Source organism: Pseudomonas sp. NIBRBAC000502773 (assembly GCF_006517195.1).
Lineage (GTDB): Bacteria > Pseudomonadota > Gammaproteobacteria > Pseudomonadales > Pseudomonadaceae > Aquipseudomonas > Aquipseudomonas marginalis.
Map to the genome: position 1 here is coordinate 3,430,380 of NZ_CP041189.1, position 20,846 is coordinate 3,451,225.

Annotated in this window: 16 protein-coding genes and 1 pseudogene; 13 read left to right on the forward strand and 4 right to left on the reverse strand. The window is 64.0% G+C overall.

Annotation, left to right across the window (positions count from 1 at the left end; translation table 11 throughout):
• Nucleotides 1-24: 24 nt before the first annotated feature.
• The 7 genes from NIBR502773_RS15965 to NIBR502773_RS15995 all read left to right on the forward strand — a co-directional run bounded on the left by NIBR502773_RS15965 (nucleotide 25) and on the right by NIBR502773_RS15995 (nucleotide 9,244).
• A complete protein-coding gene (locus NIBR502773_RS15965) occupies nucleotides 25-945 on the forward strand; it encodes a LysR family transcriptional regulator (RefSeq protein ID WP_115487789.1) in 921 nt (306 codons plus the stop codon).
• A 174-nt stretch (nucleotides 946-1,119) separates the two neighbouring features.
• Nucleotides 1,120-2,655 (forward strand): MFS transporter, encoded by a 1,536-nt coding sequence (locus tag NIBR502773_RS15970; RefSeq protein ID WP_141156411.1) that lies wholly within the window; start codon nucleotides 1,120-1,122, stop codon nucleotides 2,653-2,655.
• Between the two features lie 15 nt (nucleotides 2,656-2,670).
• A complete protein-coding gene (locus NIBR502773_RS15975; RefSeq protein WP_092358600.1) occupies nucleotides 2,671-3,729 on the forward strand; it encodes an HlyD family secretion protein in 1,059 nt (352 codons plus the stop codon).
• Nucleotides 3,726-5,171 (forward strand): efflux transporter outer membrane subunit, encoded by a 1,446-nt coding sequence (locus tag NIBR502773_RS15980; protein WP_141156412.1) that lies wholly within the window; start codon nucleotides 3,726-3,728, stop codon nucleotides 5,169-5,171. The genes NIBR502773_RS15975 and NIBR502773_RS15980 overlap by 4 nt, the downstream gene beginning before the upstream one ends.
• A 73-nt stretch (nucleotides 5,172-5,244) precedes the next feature.
• Nucleotides 5,245-5,754: a sigma-70 family RNA polymerase sigma factor gene (locus NIBR502773_RS15985; RefSeq protein WP_027608065.1), complete on the forward strand. Its 510-nt coding sequence runs from the start codon at nucleotides 5,245-5,247 to the stop codon at nucleotides 5,752-5,754.
• Complete coding sequence (locus NIBR502773_RS15990) at nucleotides 5,751-6,701, forward strand: FecR domain-containing protein (RefSeq protein WP_141156413.1); 951 nt, start codon at nucleotides 5,751-5,753, stop codon at nucleotides 6,699-6,701. Before NIBR502773_RS15985 ends, NIBR502773_RS15990 begins: the two co-directional genes overlap by 4 nt.
• 92 nt (nucleotides 6,702-6,793) lie before the next feature.
• Complete coding sequence (locus tag NIBR502773_RS15995) at nucleotides 6,794-9,244, forward strand: TonB-dependent siderophore receptor (protein WP_141156414.1); 2,451 nt, start codon at nucleotides 6,794-6,796, stop codon at nucleotides 9,242-9,244.
• Between the two features lie 105 nt (nucleotides 9,245-9,349).
• On the opposite strand, the gene NIBR502773_RS16000 is transcribed toward NIBR502773_RS15995, so the two are convergent.
• Nucleotides 9,350-10,054: a DUF3142 domain-containing protein gene (locus NIBR502773_RS16000; protein WP_065941002.1), complete on the reverse strand. Its 705-nt coding sequence runs from the start codon at nucleotides 10,052-10,054 to the stop codon at nucleotides 9,350-9,352.
• Entirely contained in the window at nucleotides 10,051-12,213 is a 2,163-nt protein-coding gene (locus NIBR502773_RS16005; RefSeq protein WP_141156415.1) for an outer membrane assembly lipoprotein YfiO, read from the reverse strand. The genes NIBR502773_RS16000 and NIBR502773_RS16005 overlap by 4 nt, the downstream gene beginning before the upstream one ends.
• 205 nt (nucleotides 12,214-12,418) lie before the next feature.
• Here NIBR502773_RS16005 and NIBR502773_RS16010 point away from each other — a divergent pair, with 205 nt between their 5' ends.
• Genes NIBR502773_RS16010 through NIBR502773_RS16025 form a run of 4 tightly spaced genes read left to right on the forward strand, consistent with a single transcriptional unit; the run spans nucleotide 12,419 to nucleotide 17,077 of the window.
• Entirely contained in the window at nucleotides 12,419-13,150 is a 732-nt protein-coding gene (locus tag NIBR502773_RS16010) for an efflux RND transporter periplasmic adaptor subunit (RefSeq protein ID WP_371914634.1), read from the forward strand.
• The gene (locus tag NIBR502773_RS16015) at nucleotides 13,147-14,469 is read left to right on the forward strand and encodes an efflux RND transporter periplasmic adaptor subunit (RefSeq protein WP_115487797.1); all 1,323 of its coding nucleotides are present in this window, start codon (nucleotides 13,147-13,149) and stop codon (nucleotides 14,467-14,469) included. Before NIBR502773_RS16010 ends, NIBR502773_RS16015 begins: the two co-directional genes overlap by 4 nt.
• Complete coding sequence (locus tag NIBR502773_RS16020; RefSeq protein ID WP_141156416.1) at nucleotides 14,469-16,565, forward strand: efflux RND transporter periplasmic adaptor subunit; 2,097 nt, start codon at nucleotides 14,469-14,471, stop codon at nucleotides 16,563-16,565. The genes NIBR502773_RS16015 and NIBR502773_RS16020 overlap by 1 nt, the downstream gene beginning before the upstream one ends.
• Before the next feature lie 17 nt (nucleotides 16,566-16,582).
• Nucleotides 16,583-17,077 carry a GNAT family N-acetyltransferase gene (locus tag NIBR502773_RS16025; RefSeq protein WP_115487799.1) on the forward strand — a complete coding sequence of 165 codons (495 nt, stop codon included), beginning with the start codon at nucleotides 16,583-16,585 and terminating at the stop codon, nucleotides 17,075-17,077.
• Here the strand turns inward: NIBR502773_RS16025 and NIBR502773_RS16030 are convergent.
• Together NIBR502773_RS16030 and NIBR502773_RS16035 are read right to left on the reverse strand one after the other, a co-directional pair.
• Nucleotides 17,070-17,381, reverse strand: coding sequence for a hypothetical protein (locus NIBR502773_RS16030; protein WP_065941008.1), 312 nt, complete (start codon nucleotides 17,379-17,381; stop codon nucleotides 17,070-17,072). The two genes, NIBR502773_RS16025 and NIBR502773_RS16030, sit on opposite strands and share 8 nt — an antisense overlap.
• 58 nt (nucleotides 17,382-17,439) lie before the next feature.
• Nucleotides 17,440-18,029, reverse strand: a pseudogene (locus NIBR502773_RS16035) (phage tail protein).
• A 243-nt stretch (nucleotides 18,030-18,272) separates the two neighbouring features.
• On the opposite strand from NIBR502773_RS16035, the gene NIBR502773_RS16040 reads away from it, so the two are divergent.
• Nucleotides 18,273-19,826: a glycosyltransferase family 39 protein gene (locus NIBR502773_RS16040; RefSeq protein ID WP_257227951.1), complete on the forward strand. Its 1,554-nt coding sequence runs from the start codon at nucleotides 18,273-18,275 to the stop codon at nucleotides 19,824-19,826.
• Between the two features lie 149 nt (nucleotides 19,827-19,975).
• Nucleotides 19,976-20,821, forward strand: a complete 846-nt coding sequence (locus NIBR502773_RS16045) for a sulfotransferase (RefSeq protein ID WP_083236473.1) — start codon at nucleotides 19,976-19,978, stop codon at nucleotides 20,819-20,821.
• The last annotated feature ends 25 nt before the right edge of the window (nucleotides 20,822-20,846 follow it).

A 20,846-nucleotide genomic window follows, 5' to 3' on the forward strand; every position in this document is an offset into this window, starting at 1 on the left:
CCCGACTGACCACGAGTGCTTGGCATGCAACTACCCGACATGAACCTGTTGGTCGCCCTCGACGCCTTGCTCGACGAGGGCAGCGTGGTGGGCGCCGCGCGGCGGATGAACCTCAGCCCGGCGGCCATGAGCCGTACCCTCACACGTATTCGCGAAGCGGTAGGCGACCCGATCCTGGTGCGCGCCGGTCGCGGCCTGGTGCCGACGCCCAAGGCCTTGCAGTTGCAAGGCCAGGTGCGCAACGTGGTGGAGCAGGCGGCGTTGCTGTTTCGCTCGGCGGATCAGGTTGATTTAAGCACCTTGCGCCGTCGCTTCAGCGTGCGCGCCAATGACTTTTTCATCGGCGTGTATGGCGGTCGGCTGTTCGACACAATGGAGCGCATGGCGCCACTGTGCGAGCTGTGTTTCGTGCCTGAAGGCGACACCGATGATGAAGCCCTGCGCGAAGGGCGGCTGGACCTGCGCGTGAGCAACACCATGCCGGTCACCCCGGAAGTGAAGGTGCAGAACCTGTTTTCCACCACCTTCGTGGGCCTCGCGCGGGAGGACCATCCGTTGTTTGACGAAGAGATCACCGCCGCGCGCTTCGCCAGCTATTCCCATATCAGTATCTCGCGGCGTGGCATCGCCCGTGGGCCGATCGACACCGCGTTGAATGCCCAGGGCCTGGAGCGGCGGGTGGCGATGATCGCCCCGGGTTTTCACGGTGCGATGTTCATGTTGCCCGATTCCGACCTGATTCTGCCGGTGCCCAAGGAAGCCCTGTTGAGCGCCAACCGCTTGAAGCTGCCACTGCGCGCGTTTGCGTTGCCGATCTCGCTGCCGACGTTGGTATTGGCCCAATCCTGGCACCCGCGCTTCGACAAAGACCCGGCTCATAAGTGGCTGCGCGAGACGATGCGTGAGAGCTGCCACGCCACCTGGCTGGAAGCCCAACCCACCTGATCTACAAGCCATGCACGGCCAAAATGTGGGAGAGAGCAAGCCCCCTCCACATGGGATTTTTAACGGGATTCAGGATTGTGTTTCGTGCAGTTATAAGCTGCCAATAAGTAACTTTTTGTCATGCATGTGCCTGATTAAACTGCTCGGGTATTTCTAATCCCGAGCTGCCTGTTCATGACTTCCCTCGCTGCCCCCACCCTTGCGGCCGCAGCCAAACCCACCGCCATCACCCCGCCTGTATTTGGCCCGCGCATCATCATCGGCCTGGTCGGCGTGTTGCTCGCGGTGCTGGTTTCCGGCCTCAACGAGATGGTCACCAAGGTGGCCCTCGCGGATATTCGCGGTGCGCTGTACATCGGTTTTGACGAAGGCACCTGGCTGGTGGCCGCGTACACGGCCACTTCCGTGTCGGCCATGGCCTTTGCGCCCTGGTGTTCGGTGACGTTTTCCCTGCGGCGCTTCACCCTGTGCGCCATTGGCCTGTTCACCGTACTGGGGATCCTGTGCCCGTTTGCGCCGAACTACCAAAGCCTGCTGCTGCTGCGTACCGTCCAAGGCCTGGCCGGCGGTGCCTTACCGCCGATGCTGATGACCGTGGCGCTGCGCTTCCTGCCGGCCAACGTCAAGCTGTATGGCCTGGCCGGCTATGCGCTCACCGCCACCTTCGGGCCGAGCCTCGGCACGCCATTGGCTGCGCTGTGGACCGAGTATGTCGGCTGGCAGTGGGCGTTCTGGCAGATCGTCGGGCCGTGCCTGCTGGCCATGGCCGCCGTGGCCTACGGTTTGCCGCAAGACCCGCTGCGCCTGGAGCGCTTCAAGCAATTCAATTGGCGCGGCCTGCTACTCGGGTTTCCGGCGATCTGCATGCTGGTGATCGGCATCCTGCAGGGCAATCGCCTGGACTGGTTCGAGTCGGGCCTGATCACCTTCCTGCTGTGCGGCGGCAGTGTGCTGCTGGTGCTGTTCATGCTCAATGAATGGTCGCACCCGATGCCGTTTTTCAAGTTGCAGATGCTCGGCCTGCGCAACCTCGCGTTTGCCCTGATCGTGCTGGCAGGCGTGCTGATGGTGCTGACCTCGGTGATCATCATCCCCTCGAGTTTCCTCGCCCAGGTCCAGGGTTATCGCCCATTGCAAACCGCGCCGGTGATGCTGCTGATGGCGCTGCCGCAATTGATCGCGCTGCCGCTGGTGGCGGCGTTGTGCAACCTGCGCTGGGTCGATTGCCGCTGGGTTTTGGGGATCGGGCTGGGGATGTTGGTGCTGTGCTGCGTGGGCAGCGCGCACCTGACCTCGGCATGGATTCGCGATGATTTCTACGGCCTGTACCTGCTGCAAATCTTCGGGCAGCCCATGGCGGTGTTGCCGCTGCTGATGCTCTCCACCGGCAGCATTCAACCGGCGGATGGGCCGTTCGCTTCGGCCTGGTTCAACACCGTCAAAGGCCTGGCTGCCGTGATTGCCACCGGCGTGCTGGATGCGCTGACCACCCAGCGCCTGCACTTTCACTCGACCATGCTGGTGGACCGCCTGGGTAACTCGCCGCTGGCCGACGGCGATGCGCCGGGCCTGGCCCACCGCCTGCACGAGCAGGCCGTGGTGCTGACTTCTTCGGACCTCTATTACGTCATGGCCGCTGTCGCGGTGGCGTTGATCCTGCTGATTTTCTGGATGCCCACGCGGATTTTTCCGCCTCGCGCACCGACCTAGCCACAAGGACTTCCCATGAAACGCAAAGACAAAATCGCCGTCTCCGTTATCGCCGTGTTTGCCGTCGGCGTGCTGGTCTACCTGGTCGCGCCCGGCCTGTTGGGCAACAAGCGCCAGGCCACCAACGACGCCTTCGTCGCCGCCGATTTCACCCTGGTGGCGCCACGTGTGGCGGGCTTTATCAAGGAAGTGCTGGTGGAAGACAACCAGCGCGTCAAGGCCGGCCAACTGTTGGCGCTGATCGACGACCGCGATTTTCGCGCCGCCGCCCAGGCCGCCGACGCCGACACCCTGGTCGCCCAGGCCCAGCTGAAAAACGCCACCGCGACCCTGGAGCGCCAAACCTCGGTGATCGCCCAGGCCCAGGCCACCGTGGCGGCAGACCGCGCCGAAGTCGCCTTCGCCGAACATGAACTGAACCGCTACAACCACCTCGCCGGCGTGGGCGCGGGCACCGTGCAGAACGCCCAGCAAGCCAAGACCCGCATCGACCAGGCCACCGCGCGCCTGGCTAACGCCACGGCGGTGCTGGCGGCCGAGCGCAAGCAGGTGGAAATCCTCACGGCCCAGCGCGATGCCGCCGAAGGTGGGCTCAAGCGTGCCCAGGCCGCGTTGGAAATGGCCAGTTATCAGCTGTCCTACACGCGCATCGTCGCGCCGGTGGATGGCATGGTTGGTGAGCGCGCGGTGCGGGTCGGTGCCTATGTGACCCCGGGCAGCAAGATCCTCGCGGTGGTGCCGTTGGCCGAGGCCTACGTGGTCGCCAATTTCCAGGAAACCCAGCTGTCCCATATGCACGCCGGCCAGGCCGTGCAGGTGCGGGTCGACAGCCTCGACGGGGAGCTGCTCAACGGCCACCTGGAGAGCCTCGCACCTGCCACGGGTGTGACCTTCGCATCGGTCAAGCCGGACAACGCGACCGGCAACTTCACCAAGGTGGTGCAGCGTATCCCGGTGAAAATCGTCCTCGAACCCAACCAACCGCTGACCGAGCGCCTGCGGGTCGGCATGTCGGTCGAGGCCAGCGTCGACACCCAGCCGGTCGCGCCGCAGCGTGAGGTGGCCCAGCAATGAGACGCCTTGCCTGGCTCACCCTGAGTGTTATCAGTCTGAGTGCCTGCACTGTAGGGCCGGATTTTCAGCGCCCGCACACGCCGCAAGCCACGCGGTGGAGCGAACCTCAAGGGCGACAAGCCGCCAGCCGAGCAGTGAGTGATCCGCTGCAAGAGCGCTGGTGGGACGTGTTCCACGACGAGCAACTGTCGGCCCTCACGCGCCGCGCGCTGACCGATAACCTCGACCTGAAACTGGCCAGCAGCCGCCTGCAACAAAGCCGCGCGGTGCGCCAGGTGACCACCGCCGAGCGCTATCCCACTGTCGACGCCACGGGTGCCTACCAGCGCAAACGCAACAGCGGCAAAGGCTTGAACGACCCCTCCGGCGAAAACGGCCGTTCCGCGTTCAACCAGTGGGACGCGGGCTTCTCGGCGTCGTGGGAGTTGGACTTCTGGGGACGGGTCAAACGCGAAACCGAAGCCGCCGACGCCACCCTGCAAGTGGCGGAAAACGACCGCCGCGCCGTGTTGTTATCCGTGCTGGCCGAGACCGCCCAGGACTACATCCAGCTGCGTGGCGTACAGAACACCCGCGCGGTGACCGAGCAAAACCTCGACGTCGCCCGCCACAGCCTCAAGCTCTCGCAACTGCGCCTGGCTGACGGTGTGGCCACCGACCTGGACGTCGCCGAAGCCGCCGCCCAGGTCGCCGCTATCGAAGCGCGCCTGCCGGATCTGCAGCAACGCCAGGACCAGTTGATCAACGCCCTCAGCCTATTGATGGGCGAGCCACCCCAGGCCCTGCACGCGCAATTGTCCAAGGACGCCGCCGTACCGCAGACCCAACGCCAGGTCGCCATCGGCCTGCCGTCGGAACTCGCCGAACGCCGTCCGGATATCCGCCAGGCCGAGGCGCGCCTGCACGCCGCCACCGCCAGCATCGGCGTGGCCAAGGGCGATTTTTACCCGCGCATCACCTTGTCCGGCAACCTCGGCTCCCAGGCCATGCAACTGTCGGATTTCGGCTCCTGGGGCTCCCGCGCGTTTGCCTTCGGCCCGCAAGTGAGCCTGCCGCTGTTCAACGGCGGCCGCCTGCAAGGCATGCTGGACCTGCGCGAAGCCCAGCAACAGGAAGCGGCCCTGGCCTACCAGCACACCGTGCTGCGCGCCTGGCATGAAATCGACGACCAACTGACCCGCTACAACGCCAGCCAACTGCGTCGTGACAGCCTCGCCGAAGCTGTGCGCCAGAACCAGATCGCCCTGACCACCGCACAGCACCAATACGTTGAAGGTGTGGTGGATTTCGTCAACGTGCTCACCGTGCAAAGCGCGCTGCTGGCCACGCAGGAGCAGTGGGTGGAGAGTTCTACCAGCGTGTCGTTGGCCATGGTCGGCTTGTACAAGGCGTTGGGCGGGGGGTGGGAATCGGTGTATCCGCTGCAAACCGCGGAGCGCTGAACCACAAAGAGTTTTGCCAGCCGCGAAACAAGGTGTAATGATAATTGCTCTCAATAATGTATCTGAGCTTTTCATGGACACCGCGACTGACGGCCAGCAACAGCTTCACCTCCTGTACCGCGACCATCACGGCTGGCTGCAAGGCTGGCTGCGCAAGCGCCTGGGCGACCGCGAACACGCCGCCGATGTGGCGCAGGACACCTTCCTGCGCCTACTGGTCTCCGGTCGCTACCCCGGTGACAAGGAAAGCCGCAGCTACCTGGTGCAGATCGCGCGCAACCTGGTGATCGACCAATGGCGCCGCCTGCGTATCGAGCGCGCCTACCTGGAAAGCATCGCGCACCTGCCCGAGCCCGAGTCGCCGAGCCTGGAAACCCGTGCGCTGATCCTTGAAACCCTGATGCAGATCGACGCCATGCTCGACCGCATGCCCGACAACGTACGCCGCGCGTTCCTGCTCTCGCAGTTCGAAGGCCTGAGCTACGCGCAGATCGCCGAGCGCCTGGGCGTCACGGTCAGTTCGGTGCAGAAGTACATGACCCGCGCGATCGTCGCCTGTTACCAGGTGGCGTACGCAGAATGAGGCCCGACGCCCCCATCGCCCCGGCCATTGTCGAGCAAGCCAGCGAATGGCTGATGCTGCATTGGAGCGGCGAGCTGCAAGGCGAGCAACGCCAGGCGTTTGTGCAATGGCAGGCGGCGGATCCGGAACACCGTCGCGCCTGGCAACGTCTGCAGCACCTGCAACAAACCCTTGGCAGCGTGCCCATCGACAGCGCCCGTGCGGTGTTGCGCGACACCCCGGACACCCAGCGCCGCGCCGCGTTGAAACTGCTCGGCCTGCTGCTGGTGGCGGGTGGCAGCGGCTACCTGGTGCAGCGCAGCGAACCCTGGCAGGCAGCCTTTGCCGACTACCGCACCACCACCGGCGAGATTCGCCACATGACCCTCAGCGACGGCACGCGCCTGGACCTCAACAGCGACAGTGCAGTGGACCTGCGTTTCAGCGCCAGCGAGCGGCGCATTCGCCTGATCCGTGGCGAGATCCTGTTGACCAGCGGCCACGACCCGGTGCGCCCTTTGATCGTCGAAACCCCGGCCGGTGACGTGCAGGCGCTGGGCACCCGTTTTGCCGTGTGCGAACTGCCCGATGGCAGCCGCGTCGACCTGTATGAAGGCCGCGTGCGGGTCACCCCGTTGCAGGGCCCGGCGGTGCAGATGAATGCCGGCGACAGCCTGTGGTTCAACTCGCGCCAAAGCTCGGCGTTGCCTGCGGTAAGTGCCAATGCCAGCAGTTGGACCGAGCATCGGCTGATCGCCGAGCGCCAGCCATTGGGCGAGTTTGTCGCGCAACTGAGCCGCTATCGTCCAGGCCTGTTGCGTTGTGATCAGGCGGTGTCTGACCTGCTGCTGACGGGAGTGTTCCCGTTGAACGATACCGACGCGATCCTCGCGGCCCTGGAGCGTTCGCTGCCGGTGCAGGTGCAGTCGGTGACGCGCTACTGGGTGACCATCAAGGCACGGGCCTGAAAATTTTTTTATCGATGCTTGTCGGTTTGCGCGCCCCGTTCGGGATACCTCTTGAAAGCCAATCAAGAAGCGTTCTCACGGGGAGTCCTGCAATGCCGCACCACCCAATCCAACCCTTGGCCCGCGCCTTGCGCCGTGGCCTGTTTGTCAGCCTGCTGGCGACGGTGCCGCTGCTGCCGACCCAGGTGCATGCCGAAGACAGCACCGAAGCGCTGCGTGCCTACAACATTCCGGCGGGCAGTCTCGATCAGGCCTTGAACCAGTTCGCCAGTGCGTCGGGCATCTTGTTGTCGGTCGATGCCTCTCTTACCCAAGGCAAGCGCACCACAGGCCTGCTGGGAAGTTATGGCGTCGGGTCCGGCCTGGAGCGGCTGCTGGCGGGCAGCGGCCTGGTGGCGGTGCAGGCCCAGGGCGGTTGGTCGTTGCAGGCGATGCCATCCGCCGGGCCGTTGCAGCTCGGCGCGACTCAGATCAGCGCCCAGCAGGCCGAGGAAAGCGCCTGGGGCCCGGTGGACGGCCTTGTCGCCACGCGCAGTGCGTCCGGCAGCAAGACCGATTCGGCATTGGTGGAAATCCCCCAGACCATCAACGTGATCACCGCCGCCGAGATCAAGGCTCGCGGCGCCCAGAGCGTCACCCAGGCGTTGCTCTACACCCCGGGCATGACCGCCGGTGGCTTTGCCGACCGGGTCAAGTTATTCGACGAACCCACCTCGCGCGGCTTCACCCCCACGCCCTTGTACCTTGACGGTTTGCACCTGCCCTACGGCGGCGGCAGCACCGGTGGAGCGCTGCAGATCGAGCCCTACTCCCTGGAGCGCATCGAAGTGCTCAAGGGCCCGGCCTCAGTGCTGTATGGGCAGAACCAGCCGGGCGGTATCGTCAATATGGTCAGCAAGCGCCCCAGCGAAACCCCGGTGCACCAGGTGGTGCTGGAAGCCGGCACCTACGAGCACAAGAGTGCGGCCATCGACCTCAGCGGCCCGCTGGATGAACAGGGGCAATTCCTCTACCGCCTCACCGGCCTGGCCAACGACGGACAGGACGAGATCAACTACGTCGAGAACAAACGCCAGTTCATCGCCCCCAGCCTCACCTGGCGCCCCAACGACGACACCCGTGTGACGCTGTTCGCCCAATACCAGAAGGACAAGGGCGTGCCCGAGGCCCAAGGGTTGCCGGCGTCCGGCACCTTGTGGGCCAACCCCAACGGCAAGATCAAGCGCGATGTGTTTATCGGCGAGCCCGGCGTCAACCAGTACAACCGCGAGCAGTACGTGCTGGGCTACGAGATTTCCCATCGCCTCAACGACACCTGGACCCTCAAGCAGAACGCGCGCTACGCCGAAGTGGACGACCGCTATACCGCACCGCTGCACGGCTACCGCTTCGTCGCCAACCCGGCCACCGGTGTGCAGGACCAACGCTACCTGCAGCGCTTCGGCGTGGACTGGGCGCAGAACAACAAAGTGTTTGGCGTGGACAGCATCGCCCAGGCCGAATTCGACACCGGTGCGTTGTCCCATACGGTGATCGTCGGCCTGGATTACTACCACTCCGGCTCGCTGTTCCATGGCCTGTATGACCGCAACCCACCGGTAATCGACCTGTTCAAGCCGGTCTACGGCCAGCGCCTGAATTTCGGCCAACCGTACCGCTGGGACCGCACCCTGAGCCAGACCGGCCTGTATGTGCAGGACCAGATCAAACTGGATAAGTGGGCCCTGGTGCTCGGTGGGCGTTATGACTGGGCCAGCGTGGTGAACAAGGAGCCGCTGCAAGGCACCCGCTTCGCCAGCAAGGACGAAGCCTTCACCGGCCGTGCGGGCCTGGTGTACCTGTTCGATAACGGCCTGGCGCCTTTTGTCAGCTATTCCGAATCGTTCCTGCCGCTGACCGGTACCGACGCCCAGCGCAAACCGTTCGACCCCTCCACCGGCAAGCAATACGAAGTGGGCATGAAGTACCAGCCGCCGGGCCAGAAGAGTTTCGTGCAGGTCGCGGTCTACCAGCTCGACCAGGAAAACGTGCTCACCACCAACCCCAACGACACCTTCAGTACCCAGAGCGGCGCCATGCGTTCCCGCGGCGTAGAGCTGGAAGCCAAGGCCGCCCTCAGCGACGCCTGGGAGATCATCGCCTCGGCCGCGCGCAACGACATCAAGTACACCAAGGACGAAGAAGGCCGCCAAGGCCGCCACCCCGCTGGCATCTCGCCGCTCACGGCGTCGATGTGGGTCAACTACACCGTACTCGGCGACACCCCGCTCGCCGGCCTCGGTGCCGGCCTGGGCGTGCGCTACGCGCGCCAAAGCCTGGGCGATTACTACGAAGGCGCGTTCAGCGTGCCGTCGTACAGCGTCTATGACGCCAGCCTGAACTACGACCTGGGCGCTTCGCCGCTCAAGCTCAAGGGCGTGAAACTGGCGATGAACGTGCAGAACCTCACCAACAAGACCTATGTCTCGCAGTGCACCAGCAACCTGGATTGTTACTACGGGGAAGGGCGTACGGTGGTGTCCAGCCTGACCTATGACTGGTAACCACCTTCCAATGTAGGAGCGAGCTGGCTCGCGAAAAACGTTAACGATGACGCGGGTCTTTCTGAATGCTCGCGGCAATCTGAGGTTTTCGCGAGCAAGCATCCATCAAGGATTGCGTAAAAACACCACATACCCCCGAAACCACTCACTCCCCTGCAAATACCCTGGCTCCTCCCACTCTCCACCCTGAATCAAACCGATCTTGAACGGCAGCCCCATCCGGTTCATCCGTGGCAGATACGCCGCGTAATCCGGGATGCTCTGGCGGCCCTGATAGGTCTGCACCACCACCTCATCCACCACGCCTTTGAGCTGGCTGATGGCGGTGGGGTCGGCGTTGCTGCTCCAGTCCATCAGGCCGGTGATACTCAGTTTCAGATCGGCCGGCAGGCGCTGGCGCAGGTCGCGCAGGAAGTCGGCGTATTCGTGCAGGTATTGGGTGCGGGCGTCGAAGTCGATCTGGATGCCGACCACCGGGTTGCCTGCGTCGCGCCAGCGTTGTACCTGGCCGAGCAGTTGGGTGTAGACCTGTTCGGGCCAGTGCAGGGTGTGGGCGCGGTAGACCACCCAGACGTCGCCGCGGGTGAGGCGCGGTACGCTGATGCCTTGGGCGATCAGTTGCACACCGCGCTGGGGCGCGCGGCGGGTGGCGTTGATCTGGCCCTGGAGGATGTACAGGGTCTTGGCCTGCTTGAGTACCGGCTGTGGCGTGACGCCGCTCCACAGCCAGAAGGCGTCGTAGTCGCGGGCATCGACGGCACCGAATGCCGGGCTTGCCAGCAACAGCATGCCCAGCCACAGGTGTTTCACCAGTAGTACTGCAGCGATTTGCCCCACTGGGTGTCGGCGAAACCACTTTTCAGTTGGCGGAACCAGGCTTTGCGCACGGCAGGTTCGACGTCCTTGCCGCCGCAGCTGTTGTAGCCGGCCGGCGCGTAGCAGTTGATGGCGCGGAACAGGGCGTAGGCCTTGTCGTTTTTCGGCGCCTTGGCGTTGCCGATGACCTGCTGGTAACCGTCGAGCCGCGAGAAGGTTTCACCCTTGAAGTCCGAAGCGGTGCTGCCCAGGCTGCCGGCGGCGCGGGCCTGCTCCAGAGGCATGCCGTCCAGGTTGTTGCGCAGGATGAATTCGCCGAAGCAGTTCAGGGCCTGGGGGTTCTTCGCGTCGGTCTGCAAGGTCGCTGCGGTTTGCGCGATGCTCGGGCAGGCGTAGCCGGACTCGGCCTTGTCGCCGTTCCACTGGAACAGCTTAAGCGTCTGGCTGGCGCTGTAGACATAACCCAGGCTGGTGCCCAGCTTGTCCTCGGGGGCCTGGGCCGGCAGCTGCTTGAGGTCTTCGGCGAAGGTGGCGAACTGGCCGTGCAGCAGGTCTTTGTAGAGCAGCACGAATTGCGCGGTCTGGCGTTCCAGCGGATCGCTCGCCTGGGCGATCTGCTGGCGCAGCAGTTCAGGCCCGGCGATGTTGCGCAGCAGGATGTAGCGCACTTGTTTGGCGCTGATCGGCGAATCGCTGGCGAACACCTTGGCCAACTGGCCACTGCGCTCGTAGTTCATGGCCAGGGCCAACTCCAGCTGGTCGCGTTGCAGCGGCAGTTTTGCCAGCGGCAACAGTTGCAGCCACAGCGCTTCGGCGCCTTTCCAGTCCTGCTTGGCTTCCAGGGCCAGGGCGCGCAGGGTCTGTTGGCTGAAGGCGAAGTAGTTGAGGCTTGCCGGCACGCTCTGCGGCAACTGCTTCAAGGCGGCATCCGGTTGATGTTCGATGTACAGCGCGCACACGGCCAGCAAGTACTCATAGAGCTCCGGCTCGCTGGCGAACGCGGCTTTTTGCTTCTCGAGGTCGGCGCGGCTGAGGGCCGGCTGGTTGCCGCCGCGCATCACCATCAGGTCGCTGACGAGTTGGATCATCGGGGTCTTGACGGTATCGCTGTTGACCATCAACAGCTTGAGATCAGCTTCTTCTACCAGCTCATCCTCAGACACATTGCGCTGCTCGTCGGTGGCCGTCAGTGCCCAGGCGAACGCGTCGGCGAGCTGGGTGTTGTCGTCGGCCAGCCAGTACACCCGGCGCAGCAGGCCGTGGGCCGAGGCCGCGTATTCGCCCTGTGGATAAGTCTTCAGGTAGGCCTTGAAGCCCTGCTCGGCCGTGGCCAATGCGGGTTTATCCACACGGTCCAGGTGCGGCACGCCGTCTTCGTCATAGGTGTCGGCCTGGGCCTGGTTGAGCGCTGTGCGGGCGGTCATGTACAGCGCAGTTTCCTTCAGCCACGGCGACTGTGTACTGCCGACGCCAGCAAAGCCTTGCGCGGCCTCGGCGAAGCGGCCGCTGTAGAAATCGGCGGCGGCTTGCAGGTAGGTGCGAAACAGTTGGCCGTCGGCTGACTGGATCTGCTGCGGCTCGGCGATCACCGGGCCATCCCAGGTGCAGGTGGTGAGCAGTTGCAGCCGCGCCTTCGCCAGCAGCGCGCGCTCGGCCGCCGGCATGTCGGCCTTGACCACCTGGCGGATAAACGCCGTGGCGCTGTCATCGTCGTTGCTGCGGCAGCGGCTGCCTTCGCCATTGAGGAAGGCTTCGCCGGCGGTTTTGTACGCCTCGCGCTTGATGCCCAGGGGCGTCAGCAGGGTGTCCAGCTCAGCGGTAGGCGAATCGTCCGAGTCGGGCTCGGTCTCTGCACTGGAGGCAGCGGCCAGGCGATACACCGGGAACGGCACCGGGCCGAAACCCTGGGCCAGGTCATCTTCGCTCAACGCCTTGGGCGCCAACGGCGCGGCCTTTTTGTCCGCCAGCAACAGGCGCAGGTTGGCCCGGCTGTCATTGCCCGGGCTCAGGAACGGCACGTTGTTGCAAGGGTCGAGGCTGTCACGCGAGACACGCCAATCGGGGTAGCACGAATCGTCGGAACTGGCCTGGGCCTGCTGGGAAATACCGGCCAGCAGGGCCAGTGCCAGGGGGGAGAGAAAACCGATGCGCATGACGTGTCCTTGATCCTGGGTCCTTGGAGGGCGGCAATCATAGCTTGATCTGACAATCGCGTCGGTGAAGCCCTACACAAATCGTAGATTTGTCCGATTGAGGGTAGTGGCAATTTAATCTTGCTGCCCTAGACTGCGCTCATCGTTAGGGAGAACTTTGTGTATGAAGCAGTGGCATGGATGGATATTGAGTTTTTCCTGCCTGATGGCTGCGGCGCCGATGGTAATGGCTGACGACCCATTACTGGATCATCCGCCTGCGGCGAACGTCAGCAACGACAGTGAGGCGCGCGGCGTATTGCGTGCCCGCGACCAGGCGATGCTGGCCAGCGAATTATCCGGGCGCATCGTCGACCTGCCGTTCAGCGAAGGCGAATCCTTCAAGAAGGGTGACACCCTGGCGCGTTTTGATTGTTCGGCCTACCAGGCCCAACTCAATGCTGCCTCGGCGGCCAGCCGCGGTGCTGGTGAAGAACTGGCCCATAACAAGCAATTGGCTGCGCTGAACTCCGTCGGGCGCTTCGAAGTGGCCCGCGCCGAAGCCAAACTCACCGAAACCCAGGCCCAGTCCCAGGTCTACCAGGTGCAGGTCAAGCGCTGCAGCGTGCTGGCGCCGTATGACGGCCAGGTGGTACAGCGCAAGGTCCAGCGCTATGAAAGCGTGTCGGCCGGTGCGCCGCTGCTGGAAATCGTCGATAACCGCAGCCTGGAAATCCACCTGCTGGTGCCGTCGCGCTGGATGGGCAAGCTCAAGCCCGGGCAGACCTTCAGTTTCACCCCCGACGAAACCGGCCAAGCGTTCAGCGCCACGGTCAAACGCCTCGGTGCGCGCATTGATGAAGGCAGCCAGACGCTGCTGCTGGTAGCGAGCATGCCCAAGGCCGAGGGTTTGCTGGCCGGCATGAGTGGCACCGCGCATTTCGAGGCACTTAAGTGAATGCGCCCATGACGGGTAGCGCCGAGCGTTTCTTTGCCCGGTTCCTTGACCTTGAACGCCTCACCCGCGCCGCTCGCACCCTCGATCAATTGGCCTACAGTCTGGTGAACGATGGGCAGGCGCTGTTCGGCTTTCGCCATGCTGCGCTGTTGATCGCCGGCAAAGTGCGTGCGGTGACCGGGGTGAGCATGGTCGAGCCGAATGCGCCGTTTGTGGCGTTTGTCGAGCATGCCGTAGCCGAAGCGTTCAAGCAGGGGCGGTCTGCACCTGCGACCGTGCTGCCGATAGAGGCTTTCAGTACGGCAGTGCGTGAGGACTGGCAAAGCCTGTCGGCGCCCCACGTGTTCTGGCTGCCATTGCTCGATCATCACGGCGAGGTGTTCGGCGGCGTCTGGCTGGCTCGCGATACGCCCTGGAGCCCACCGGAGCAGGTGTTGCTTGCGCAATTGGGCGATACCTATAGCCACGCCTGGCTGGCCTTGCAGCCCCGACGCCCGTGGCGCCTGCGGTTTACCCGCAAGCGCCAGTTACTGCTGGCGGCGGCGGTCGTGCTGGGGCTGTTGATTCCGGTGCGTCAGTCAGTGCTGGCACCGGCGCAAGTGGTGCCGCTGGGGGGGCGGGTGGTCGCTGCACCGCTGGATGGGGTGATTGCCGAGTTTCTGGTCAAGCCCAACCAGGCGGTGAAAAGTGGCGATCTGCTGGTGCGCTTTGAAAGCACCACCCTCAAGGCCCAGGCCGATGTGGCCCAGCGTGCGCTGGGGGTGGCGGAAGCCGAATTGAAGGCCAACGCGCAACGGGCGTTCGCCGATGCCGAGTCCAATTCGAAAATCGATTTGCTCGCCGCCCGCGTCGAGCAAAAGCGCGCCGAACGCAACTATGCCGAACAGTTGCTCAAGCGCAGCGAAGTGCGCGCTGAGCGCGATGGCATCGCAGTGTTCGCCGATGCCGAGCGCTGGACCGGCAAGCCGATCCAGACCGGCGAGCGGCTGATGGATATTGCCGACCCTGCTCAGGCCGAACTGCGCATCGAGTTGGCTGTGGGTGACGCCATCGCCCTGGCGACGGACGCCGAGGTGGCGCTATTTCTCGACAGTGACCCGCTGCAACGCTATGCCGCTCGGGTCGAGCGCGTCGCCTATGAAGCGCAGCCGACGCCGTCCGGGCAGTTGGCCTATCGGGTCGACGCAGCCTTCAACGAATCGCCCCCACCGCGCATCGGCCTGCGCGGTACCGCCAAGCTGTTTGGCCAGCGCGCGCCGTTGGCCCTGTACCTGCTGCGTCGCCCCTTGGCCGGGCTGCGCCAAAGCGTGGGCCTTTAATGGGGTTGCCCGGCCTGCGCGAAGACCTGCAGCTGACCGCTGCTGCCCCGGCCCTGGACGGCTCGCCACGCTGGACCCTGGCCGACCCGCTGCGCGGCCGCTACTTCAAGTTGGGCGCCCAGGCCATGCGCCTGCTGCGTCATTGGGCGCTGGGGGATGCGGCCCAAGTGCTGCACGCGGCTAACTGCGAGCCGGGCTTGAAGTTGGGTGAGACAGAGCTCGAAGAGTTGCTGGCGTTTCTGCGCGCCCATGACCTGATCGCCGCGCTGGACCCGCAGCAGCGCGCCAGCTACGTCTTGAAGTCCGCCGCATCACGCCAGAGCCTGTGGCAAAAAGCGTTGCACCAATACCTGTTTTTCCGCATTCCCCTGTGGCGCCCCGACGCCTTCCTCAATCGTGCCTGGCCGTGGCTGCAGCGATTTGGCCCGCGCCTGTTGCGCTACGGGTTGCCGGCGACGCTCGGGCTCGGTGTGTTTCTGGTGTCCCGTGACTGGGAGCGGTTCCTGGCGACCTTTCCCCATCTGTTCAGCCTCGGCGGTGCCCTCGCGTTTGGTGTGGCGTTGTTCTTCGCCAAGCTGTGCCATGAATTCGGCCATGCGTTCATGGCCAAGCGCGCGGGGTGTCGGGTGCAGAGCATGGGCGTGGCGTTCATGGTGCTGTTGCCGTTGTTCTACACCGATGTGAGTGATGCCTGGCGGGTCAACGATCGCAAGGCGAGGCTGCTGATCGGTGCCGGTGGGGTCATGGCCGAATTGCTGCTGGCCTGCATCGCCTTGCTGGCCTGGTCGTTGCTGCCGGACGGGCCGGCGCGCACCGCCGCATTCATGCTCGCCAGCGCGACGTGGATCACCACGCTGGTGGTCAACCTCAACCCATTCATGCGTTTTGATGGTTATTTTCTGATCAGCGATCTATGGGAGGTCGACAACCTGCAAGGACGCGCCTTCGCCCTGTGTCGCTGGCGTCTGCGCGAGGCCTTGTTCGGCTACGGCGAACCCGCGCCGGAGGCGTGGTCGCCCGCCATGCGCCGGCGCCTGTTGTGGTGGGGCTATTTGTCGTGGCTGTGGCGCGCCGCATTGTTCTTCGGGATCGCGCTGGCGGTCTACCACTTGTTCTTCAAGCTGCTGGGGACCTTTCTGATGGTGGTGGAGTTGGGCTGGTTTATCGTCCTGCCGATTCTCAAGGAAGGTCGTGAGTGGTGGACCCGGCGTGAGCAGGCGCATACCCCGCGTGTGCTGGTGACGGGTCTGGGGCTGCTGGCGCTGTTGTTGCTGGTGGCGGTGCCGTGGCGCAGCAGCGTGGAGGTGCCGGCGATGCTTGAGGCGGCGCGGGTCACGGCGTTGCATGCACCGGTGGCGGCGCGGGTCAAGCAGGTGAATGTGGTCGATGGCCAAAGCGTGGAGCGGGGCGCGGTGCTGGTGGAACTGGAGTCGCCGGACATTGATTCGCGGCTGCTGATCGTGCGCCGCGAAATCGACATCCTGCAATTACAGATGCGCCGCCAGGCCGGACGCAGCGAAACGGCGGCAGATGTCGGCATTCTGGAGCAACGTCTGGCCGAAGCCGTCGCCGAATACCGCGGCTTGCAGGCCCGGCGTGAGCGCCTGCTACTGCGCGCACCCGAGGCCGGCCAGGTGCGTGACCTGATGCCGCAACTGGTGGCTGGCCGCTGGGTGTCGACCCGTGACCCACTGGCGCGCATTGTCGAAGGCGGCACACGCCTGCGCGGTTACCTGGCTGAGGCGGACCTGTGGCGCGTGGCGCCGGGTGCCGGCGGGCGGTTTATCGCCGACGACCCGATGCGCCCGGCGTGGCCGGTGGAACTGTTGGACGTGGATGCCAACGGCGTTGCCGTCCTCGACCAGGAAGCCTTGGCGTCGGACCAGCACGGGCCGATTGCCGTACGCCGTGACGAGAGCCGTCGACCGGAGCCGGTGCAGGCGCAGTATGGCGCGCGCCTGAAACTGCTCGACGACGCGCCGGCGCCCCCCCATCCACTGCGCGGTGTGGTGGTTTTGCAGGGGCGCAGTGAATCATTGCTGGGGACGGCCTGGCGGCGCATGGCGGCGTTGGGTGTACGCGAAAGTGGTTTTTGATCCAAGGAGCATGATCAATGCTGGACAGTTCGTCGTGCGCAGGTTTATCCATGCGCCCTTCACGGCCCACCGATGCGCCGTTTTTGCACAACCTGTACCGCAGCGCACGGCCGGAGTTGCAGTGGGTCGACGCCGATCCCGAAGTGATCGAGCAGATTGTCGCCCAGCAGTATCAGGTTCAGGAACAGGGGATCGCCGAGCATTTTCCGGGAGCGATGCACTACGTGGTGGAGAAACTCGACACCCCGATCGGCGTGTTGACGGCGGACTTCGGTGCGAATGAAGTGCGCGTGCTCTACCTGGCATTTGTCCCCGCTGCGCGCGGCCAGGGTTTTGGCCGCGCAGTGCTGCAAGGCGTGCAAAAAGCCGCCGCCCAAGTGCGCTGTCCGGTGGCGACGGTGGTGTGGGCCAGCAACCCCGGTGCGCGCCAGCATTACTTGGCGCTGGGGTTTCGCGTCGAGGAAACCGTGCCGGGGGCCGAGCGGCTGGTGTGGTACCCGGGGCTCAGTTGAACACAATGTTGAAATAGCCAAGGTTCGGGTCGCGGCCCATGGCCGGCTCCCGTGAGACAAAAATGGCTTCAACGGTGCCCAGTTGCGGTAACGCAAGGGCGCACAGTCCATCGACGAAATCCGTGGGCGCAAGGCTGCGCAGCGTAACGTTGAAGGGCGTGCGGGGGTTGTCCGGCAGGCGCGATTGCGGGCGCAGGTCGACGGCCTCGATGTGCACGTGCAGCACTCGGCCATCGGGCAGTTGCAGCGGGCAGGACTGGTTGATCAGGGGCTGGAAGTGTTCGTTGCAGACCTGTTGCAGCATGGGGCGTCTCCGATGTTTGCGGCGGGCACCGGGGTGTTTGCCCCGGTGTTGGAGCGGTTTACGGGCGGGGCGGGAAAATCCCTGTCAGGGCGATGCTGAAATTCAGCGCGAGGTACGGTGCCATTGTTGGCAACGGTTGGTTGCCGCCTGGAACCGTCAAGTTGCCGCCCAAGGTGCTGCTGGCGCCTTTGAGGGCGACGGGTGCGCTGCCGGGTTTGTCGGAGTAGATCGCCGCCGAGCCTGGGCCCCCCGTGCTGGAGGCGCCGATGTAGGCATTGGTGCTGGTTGGTGTGGTGGCGGCGGCACTGGGTTCGTTGGCCAGGTTGATGGTGGTGGTGACCGTCAGGCCGGTGGTGGGGATCAGTTGGGTCGGAAGGTTGCCGCTCAGGATGCTCGACTTTTCGGTGCCGCCGACTTCACCGATGACCCGTGGCGTCAGGCCGCCGCCATTGCCCATGTGGATCGGTGCACGGCCTTGCAGGTTGGGTAGGGCAAAAGTGTTCTGGCCGTCACCGCCATAGACCGTGCCCAACAAGGCAAACAGTGCGCTGTTTTGCGCGATCGATACCAACTGGCCATTGCAATAGGCCCATCCCTGGGGGCGTAGTTGAAAGCGAACATCTGAACCGTACCGAGAAAAACTTCCATGAAAACCTCTCCTGCCAAGTGTCGGATGAGATACGCCGCGCGATGCAAACCTGGCGCACCGCCCCACAGCCTAGACGCGGGTTCGCACTTCGTCCGCTTTTTGGCCTCGCTGTGGTGTAGGGGTGGGATTACACCGGCCGCTGGGCCTGCTTTCGGCCTACAATCAGCGCGTTCGAGCACCCAGCCGGGTGCTGCTGTCGATTCCAGAGGGTGGTAATGGGCGTTCCGAGTCGTGATGAAACAATGAGCACTTGTCAGCCTGTTCCACCTGCACGCTCTCTTTTCCAATTGCTTCGCGAACCCTGGTTACTGCCGCTCCTGGCGCTGGCCCTGGGGGTGCGCTGCTATGAGTTGACGGCGGCGGCGATCTGGGGCGATGAAGGCTCCAGCCTTTTGCTGGCCCATTACGCGTTGCCCGGCATCTGGTTCCATGCGGCCCACGATGTGCACCCGCCGCTGTATTTCATGCTGCTGCACGGCTGGATCGCGGTGTTTGGCGATTCCATCCTGTCGATCCGCCTGCTCAGCGCACTGCCGGGGGTGGCCGCGGTGTTTCTCGGCACCTGGCTGGTGCACCTGATCGCCACGCGCCGGGCCACGTTGCTGGCCTGCCTGCTGCTGGCCCTGCTGCCCACGGCGGTGCGCTACAGCCAGGAAATCCGCATGTATTCGTTGCTGGGTGTCTGGCTGTTGGGGGCGACCCTCGCGCTGGTGTATTGGGTGAAGGCGCCGCAGCGTTCGCGTTACCTGGTGGTCTACGCGTTGCTGATGACGGCGGCGTTCTACACCCATTATTTCGCCGCCTTGTGTGTGCTTGCCCACTGGCTGTATGTGGCGCTGCTCGGGCCCGTGCCTGGTGCACGCCAGCGTTTTATCGGCCGTCACGACTGGTGGCTGGCCAACGTCGCGATTGTGCTGCTGTTTGCGCCCTGGCTGCCCGGGCTGATCGACCTGGTACTGCACATGGACGAGCTGAAGGCCGGCAACGATGTGGGGTGGGAGTTGCCGGTCACCTGGCGTTCACTGCCGTCGATGGTCTGGCAGCTGTTGGCGCTGGATGATGGAGAAACCATGTCGCCGTGGCTGTTGCTCACGTTGCCGACGGTGATCACGGCGGTACTCGGTTATGTGCTGTGGAACGACCGCAGTCGCTACCGCTTCGCCACGCTGGTGGTGATCTATTGCACCTTGCCGGTGCTGCTGGTGTTTGCCATATCGTTTATTTCGCCGGTGTTTATCGACCGCTATTTGACCGCGCCCGCCCTGGGCTTGCCGATTGCCCTGGCGTTGGCCATCGACCGCCTGGCCCTGCGCCACAGAACCTTGGCGGCAGTGCTGCTGGCCGTGGTACTGGGCGCTTCGGTCGTGGGGCTGAAGAACAACTACACGGTCGACCCCGATGATCAATTCAGCAACATGGTCGACTATATGAACCAACACACCGTGGCCGGTGACCAGGTAGTCCTGGGGGATATGTTCTGGTACCTCACCTGGGGTTATTACGATAAAAGCGCAACCGCACCCCGCCTCTACACCCCGCCGGCGGCCAATGGTGCGTCAACCCGGCCCAATGCCTACGGCTTCGGTACCTTGATCGAGCCCGACGCCGGGGTTTATCTGGACGACTTGAACGATCTTCCCATTGGCAACAGCCGGGTATGGCTGGTGATGAGCCGGGTGGCCCCTGACGAGTTCCCCTCGATTCCGAAGAATTGGCGAGCCATTGACCAGCATGCAGGGGGGGATACCCAGGCAGTTTTATATGAGGTGTGTCATCTCACCTGCACCCGGCCCTGAGACGCGGTAGCTGTCGTTCGTCGGATATATCGCAAAGCCCCGAAAATAAAGGGCATTTATGTCGAATTAAACCAATTGATGGCAAAGTAATATTGGTTGGAAATGATTCCTTACGCTACGCTTTGTCCTACAAAGGACTGCCAGTAAGGGTGAAAGGATTGAGCCGTTTTCACTTCATTTCCGGGTTGCCGCGTTCCGGTTCGACCCTGTTGTCCGCCATTCTTTTACAGAATCCGCGTTTTCATGCGGGCATGACCAGCCCTGTCGGTGCGCTGTTTGCCGGTGTACTTGGCCAGTGCAGTGCCGGCAGTGAGTTTGGCGCGGTCATCAACACGGATGTACGTCGCCGCCTGCTGGGCGGTTTGTTCGACGCCTATTACGCCGACCAGGTCGACAAGTCCGTGGTGTTCGACACCAATCGGCAGTGGTCCGCTCGTCTCCCGGCTATTCGCGACTTGTTTCCCCAGGCCAAGGTCATCGCTTGTGTGCGCAATGTCGCCTGGGTCATGGACAGCATCGAGCGTCTGTACCGCGCCAATCCTTTCGAGAACACCAAGCTGTTCAATGATGACGGTGAGCGCAACACCGTCTACAGCCGGGTCGAAACCTTGGCCCAGCGTAATCGCCTAGTGGGGTTTGCCTGGGCGGCGCTCAAGGAAGCCTATTACGGCGAACAGGCCGACTCTTTGCTGATTATCGACTACGACCTGCTGAGCCAGGCGCCTGAGCGTGTGCTGCGCCTGGTCTACGAGTTCATCGGCGAGCCCTGGTTCGAGCACGACTTCGACAACCTCGCCTATGACGCCCCGGCCTTCGATGAAGCCCTGGGCGTGGCCGGGCTGCATAAGGTCAAGCGCAAGGTGGCCTTCGAGACACGCACCACGATTTTGCCGCCGGACTTGTTCGAACAGTACTCCAAGCTGTCGTTCTGGCTGGATGGTGCCTCCAGCGCCGCCAATGTGATTCGTATCAAAAACAACCCTGCGAGTCATTGACCGCGGTTTTTTCCTGAGTTTCAGA

Excerpts from the sequence above, each read along its gene's own strand:
- NIBR502773_RS15965 (WP_115487789.1), top strand. The coding sequence starts at position 25 with ATGCAACTACCCGACATGAACCTGTTGGTCGCCCTCGACGCCTTGCTC.
- NIBR502773_RS15970 (WP_141156411.1), top strand. The coding sequence starts at position 1,120 with ATGACTTCCCTCGCTGCCCCCACCCTTGCGGCCGCAGCCAAACCCACC.
- NIBR502773_RS15975 (WP_092358600.1), top strand. The coding sequence starts at position 2,671 with ATGAAACGCAAAGACAAAATCGCCGTCTCCGTTATCGCCGTGTTTGCC.
- NIBR502773_RS15980 (WP_141156412.1), top strand. The coding sequence starts at position 3,726 with ATGAGACGCCTTGCCTGGCTCACCCTGAGTGTTATCAGTCTGAGTGCC.
- NIBR502773_RS15985 (WP_027608065.1), top strand. The coding sequence starts at position 5,245 with ATGGACACCGCGACTGACGGCCAGCAACAGCTTCACCTCCTGTACCGC.
- NIBR502773_RS15990 (WP_141156413.1), top strand. The coding sequence starts at position 5,751 with ATGAGGCCCGACGCCCCCATCGCCCCGGCCATTGTCGAGCAAGCCAGC.
- NIBR502773_RS15995 (WP_141156414.1), top strand. The coding sequence starts at position 6,794 with ATGCCGCACCACCCAATCCAACCCTTGGCCCGCGCCTTGCGCCGTGGC.
- NIBR502773_RS16005 (WP_141156415.1), bottom strand. The coding sequence starts at position 12,213 with ATGCGCATCGGTTTTCTCTCCCCCCTGGCACTGGCCCTGCTGGCCGGT.
- NIBR502773_RS16010 (WP_371914634.1), top strand. The coding sequence starts at position 12,419 with ATGGCTGCGGCGCCGATGGTAATGGCTGACGACCCATTACTGGATCAT.
- NIBR502773_RS16020 (WP_141156416.1), top strand. The coding sequence starts at position 14,469 with ATGGGGTTGCCCGGCCTGCGCGAAGACCTGCAGCTGACCGCTGCTGCC.
- NIBR502773_RS16025 (WP_115487799.1), top strand. The coding sequence starts at position 16,583 with ATGCTGGACAGTTCGTCGTGCGCAGGTTTATCCATGCGCCCTTCACGG.
- NIBR502773_RS16030 (WP_065941008.1), bottom strand. The coding sequence starts at position 17,381 with ATGCTGCAACAGGTCTGCAACGAACACTTCCAGCCCCTGATCAACCAG.
- NIBR502773_RS16040 (WP_257227951.1), top strand. The coding sequence starts at position 18,273 with ATGAGCACTTGTCAGCCTGTTCCACCTGCACGCTCTCTTTTCCAATTG.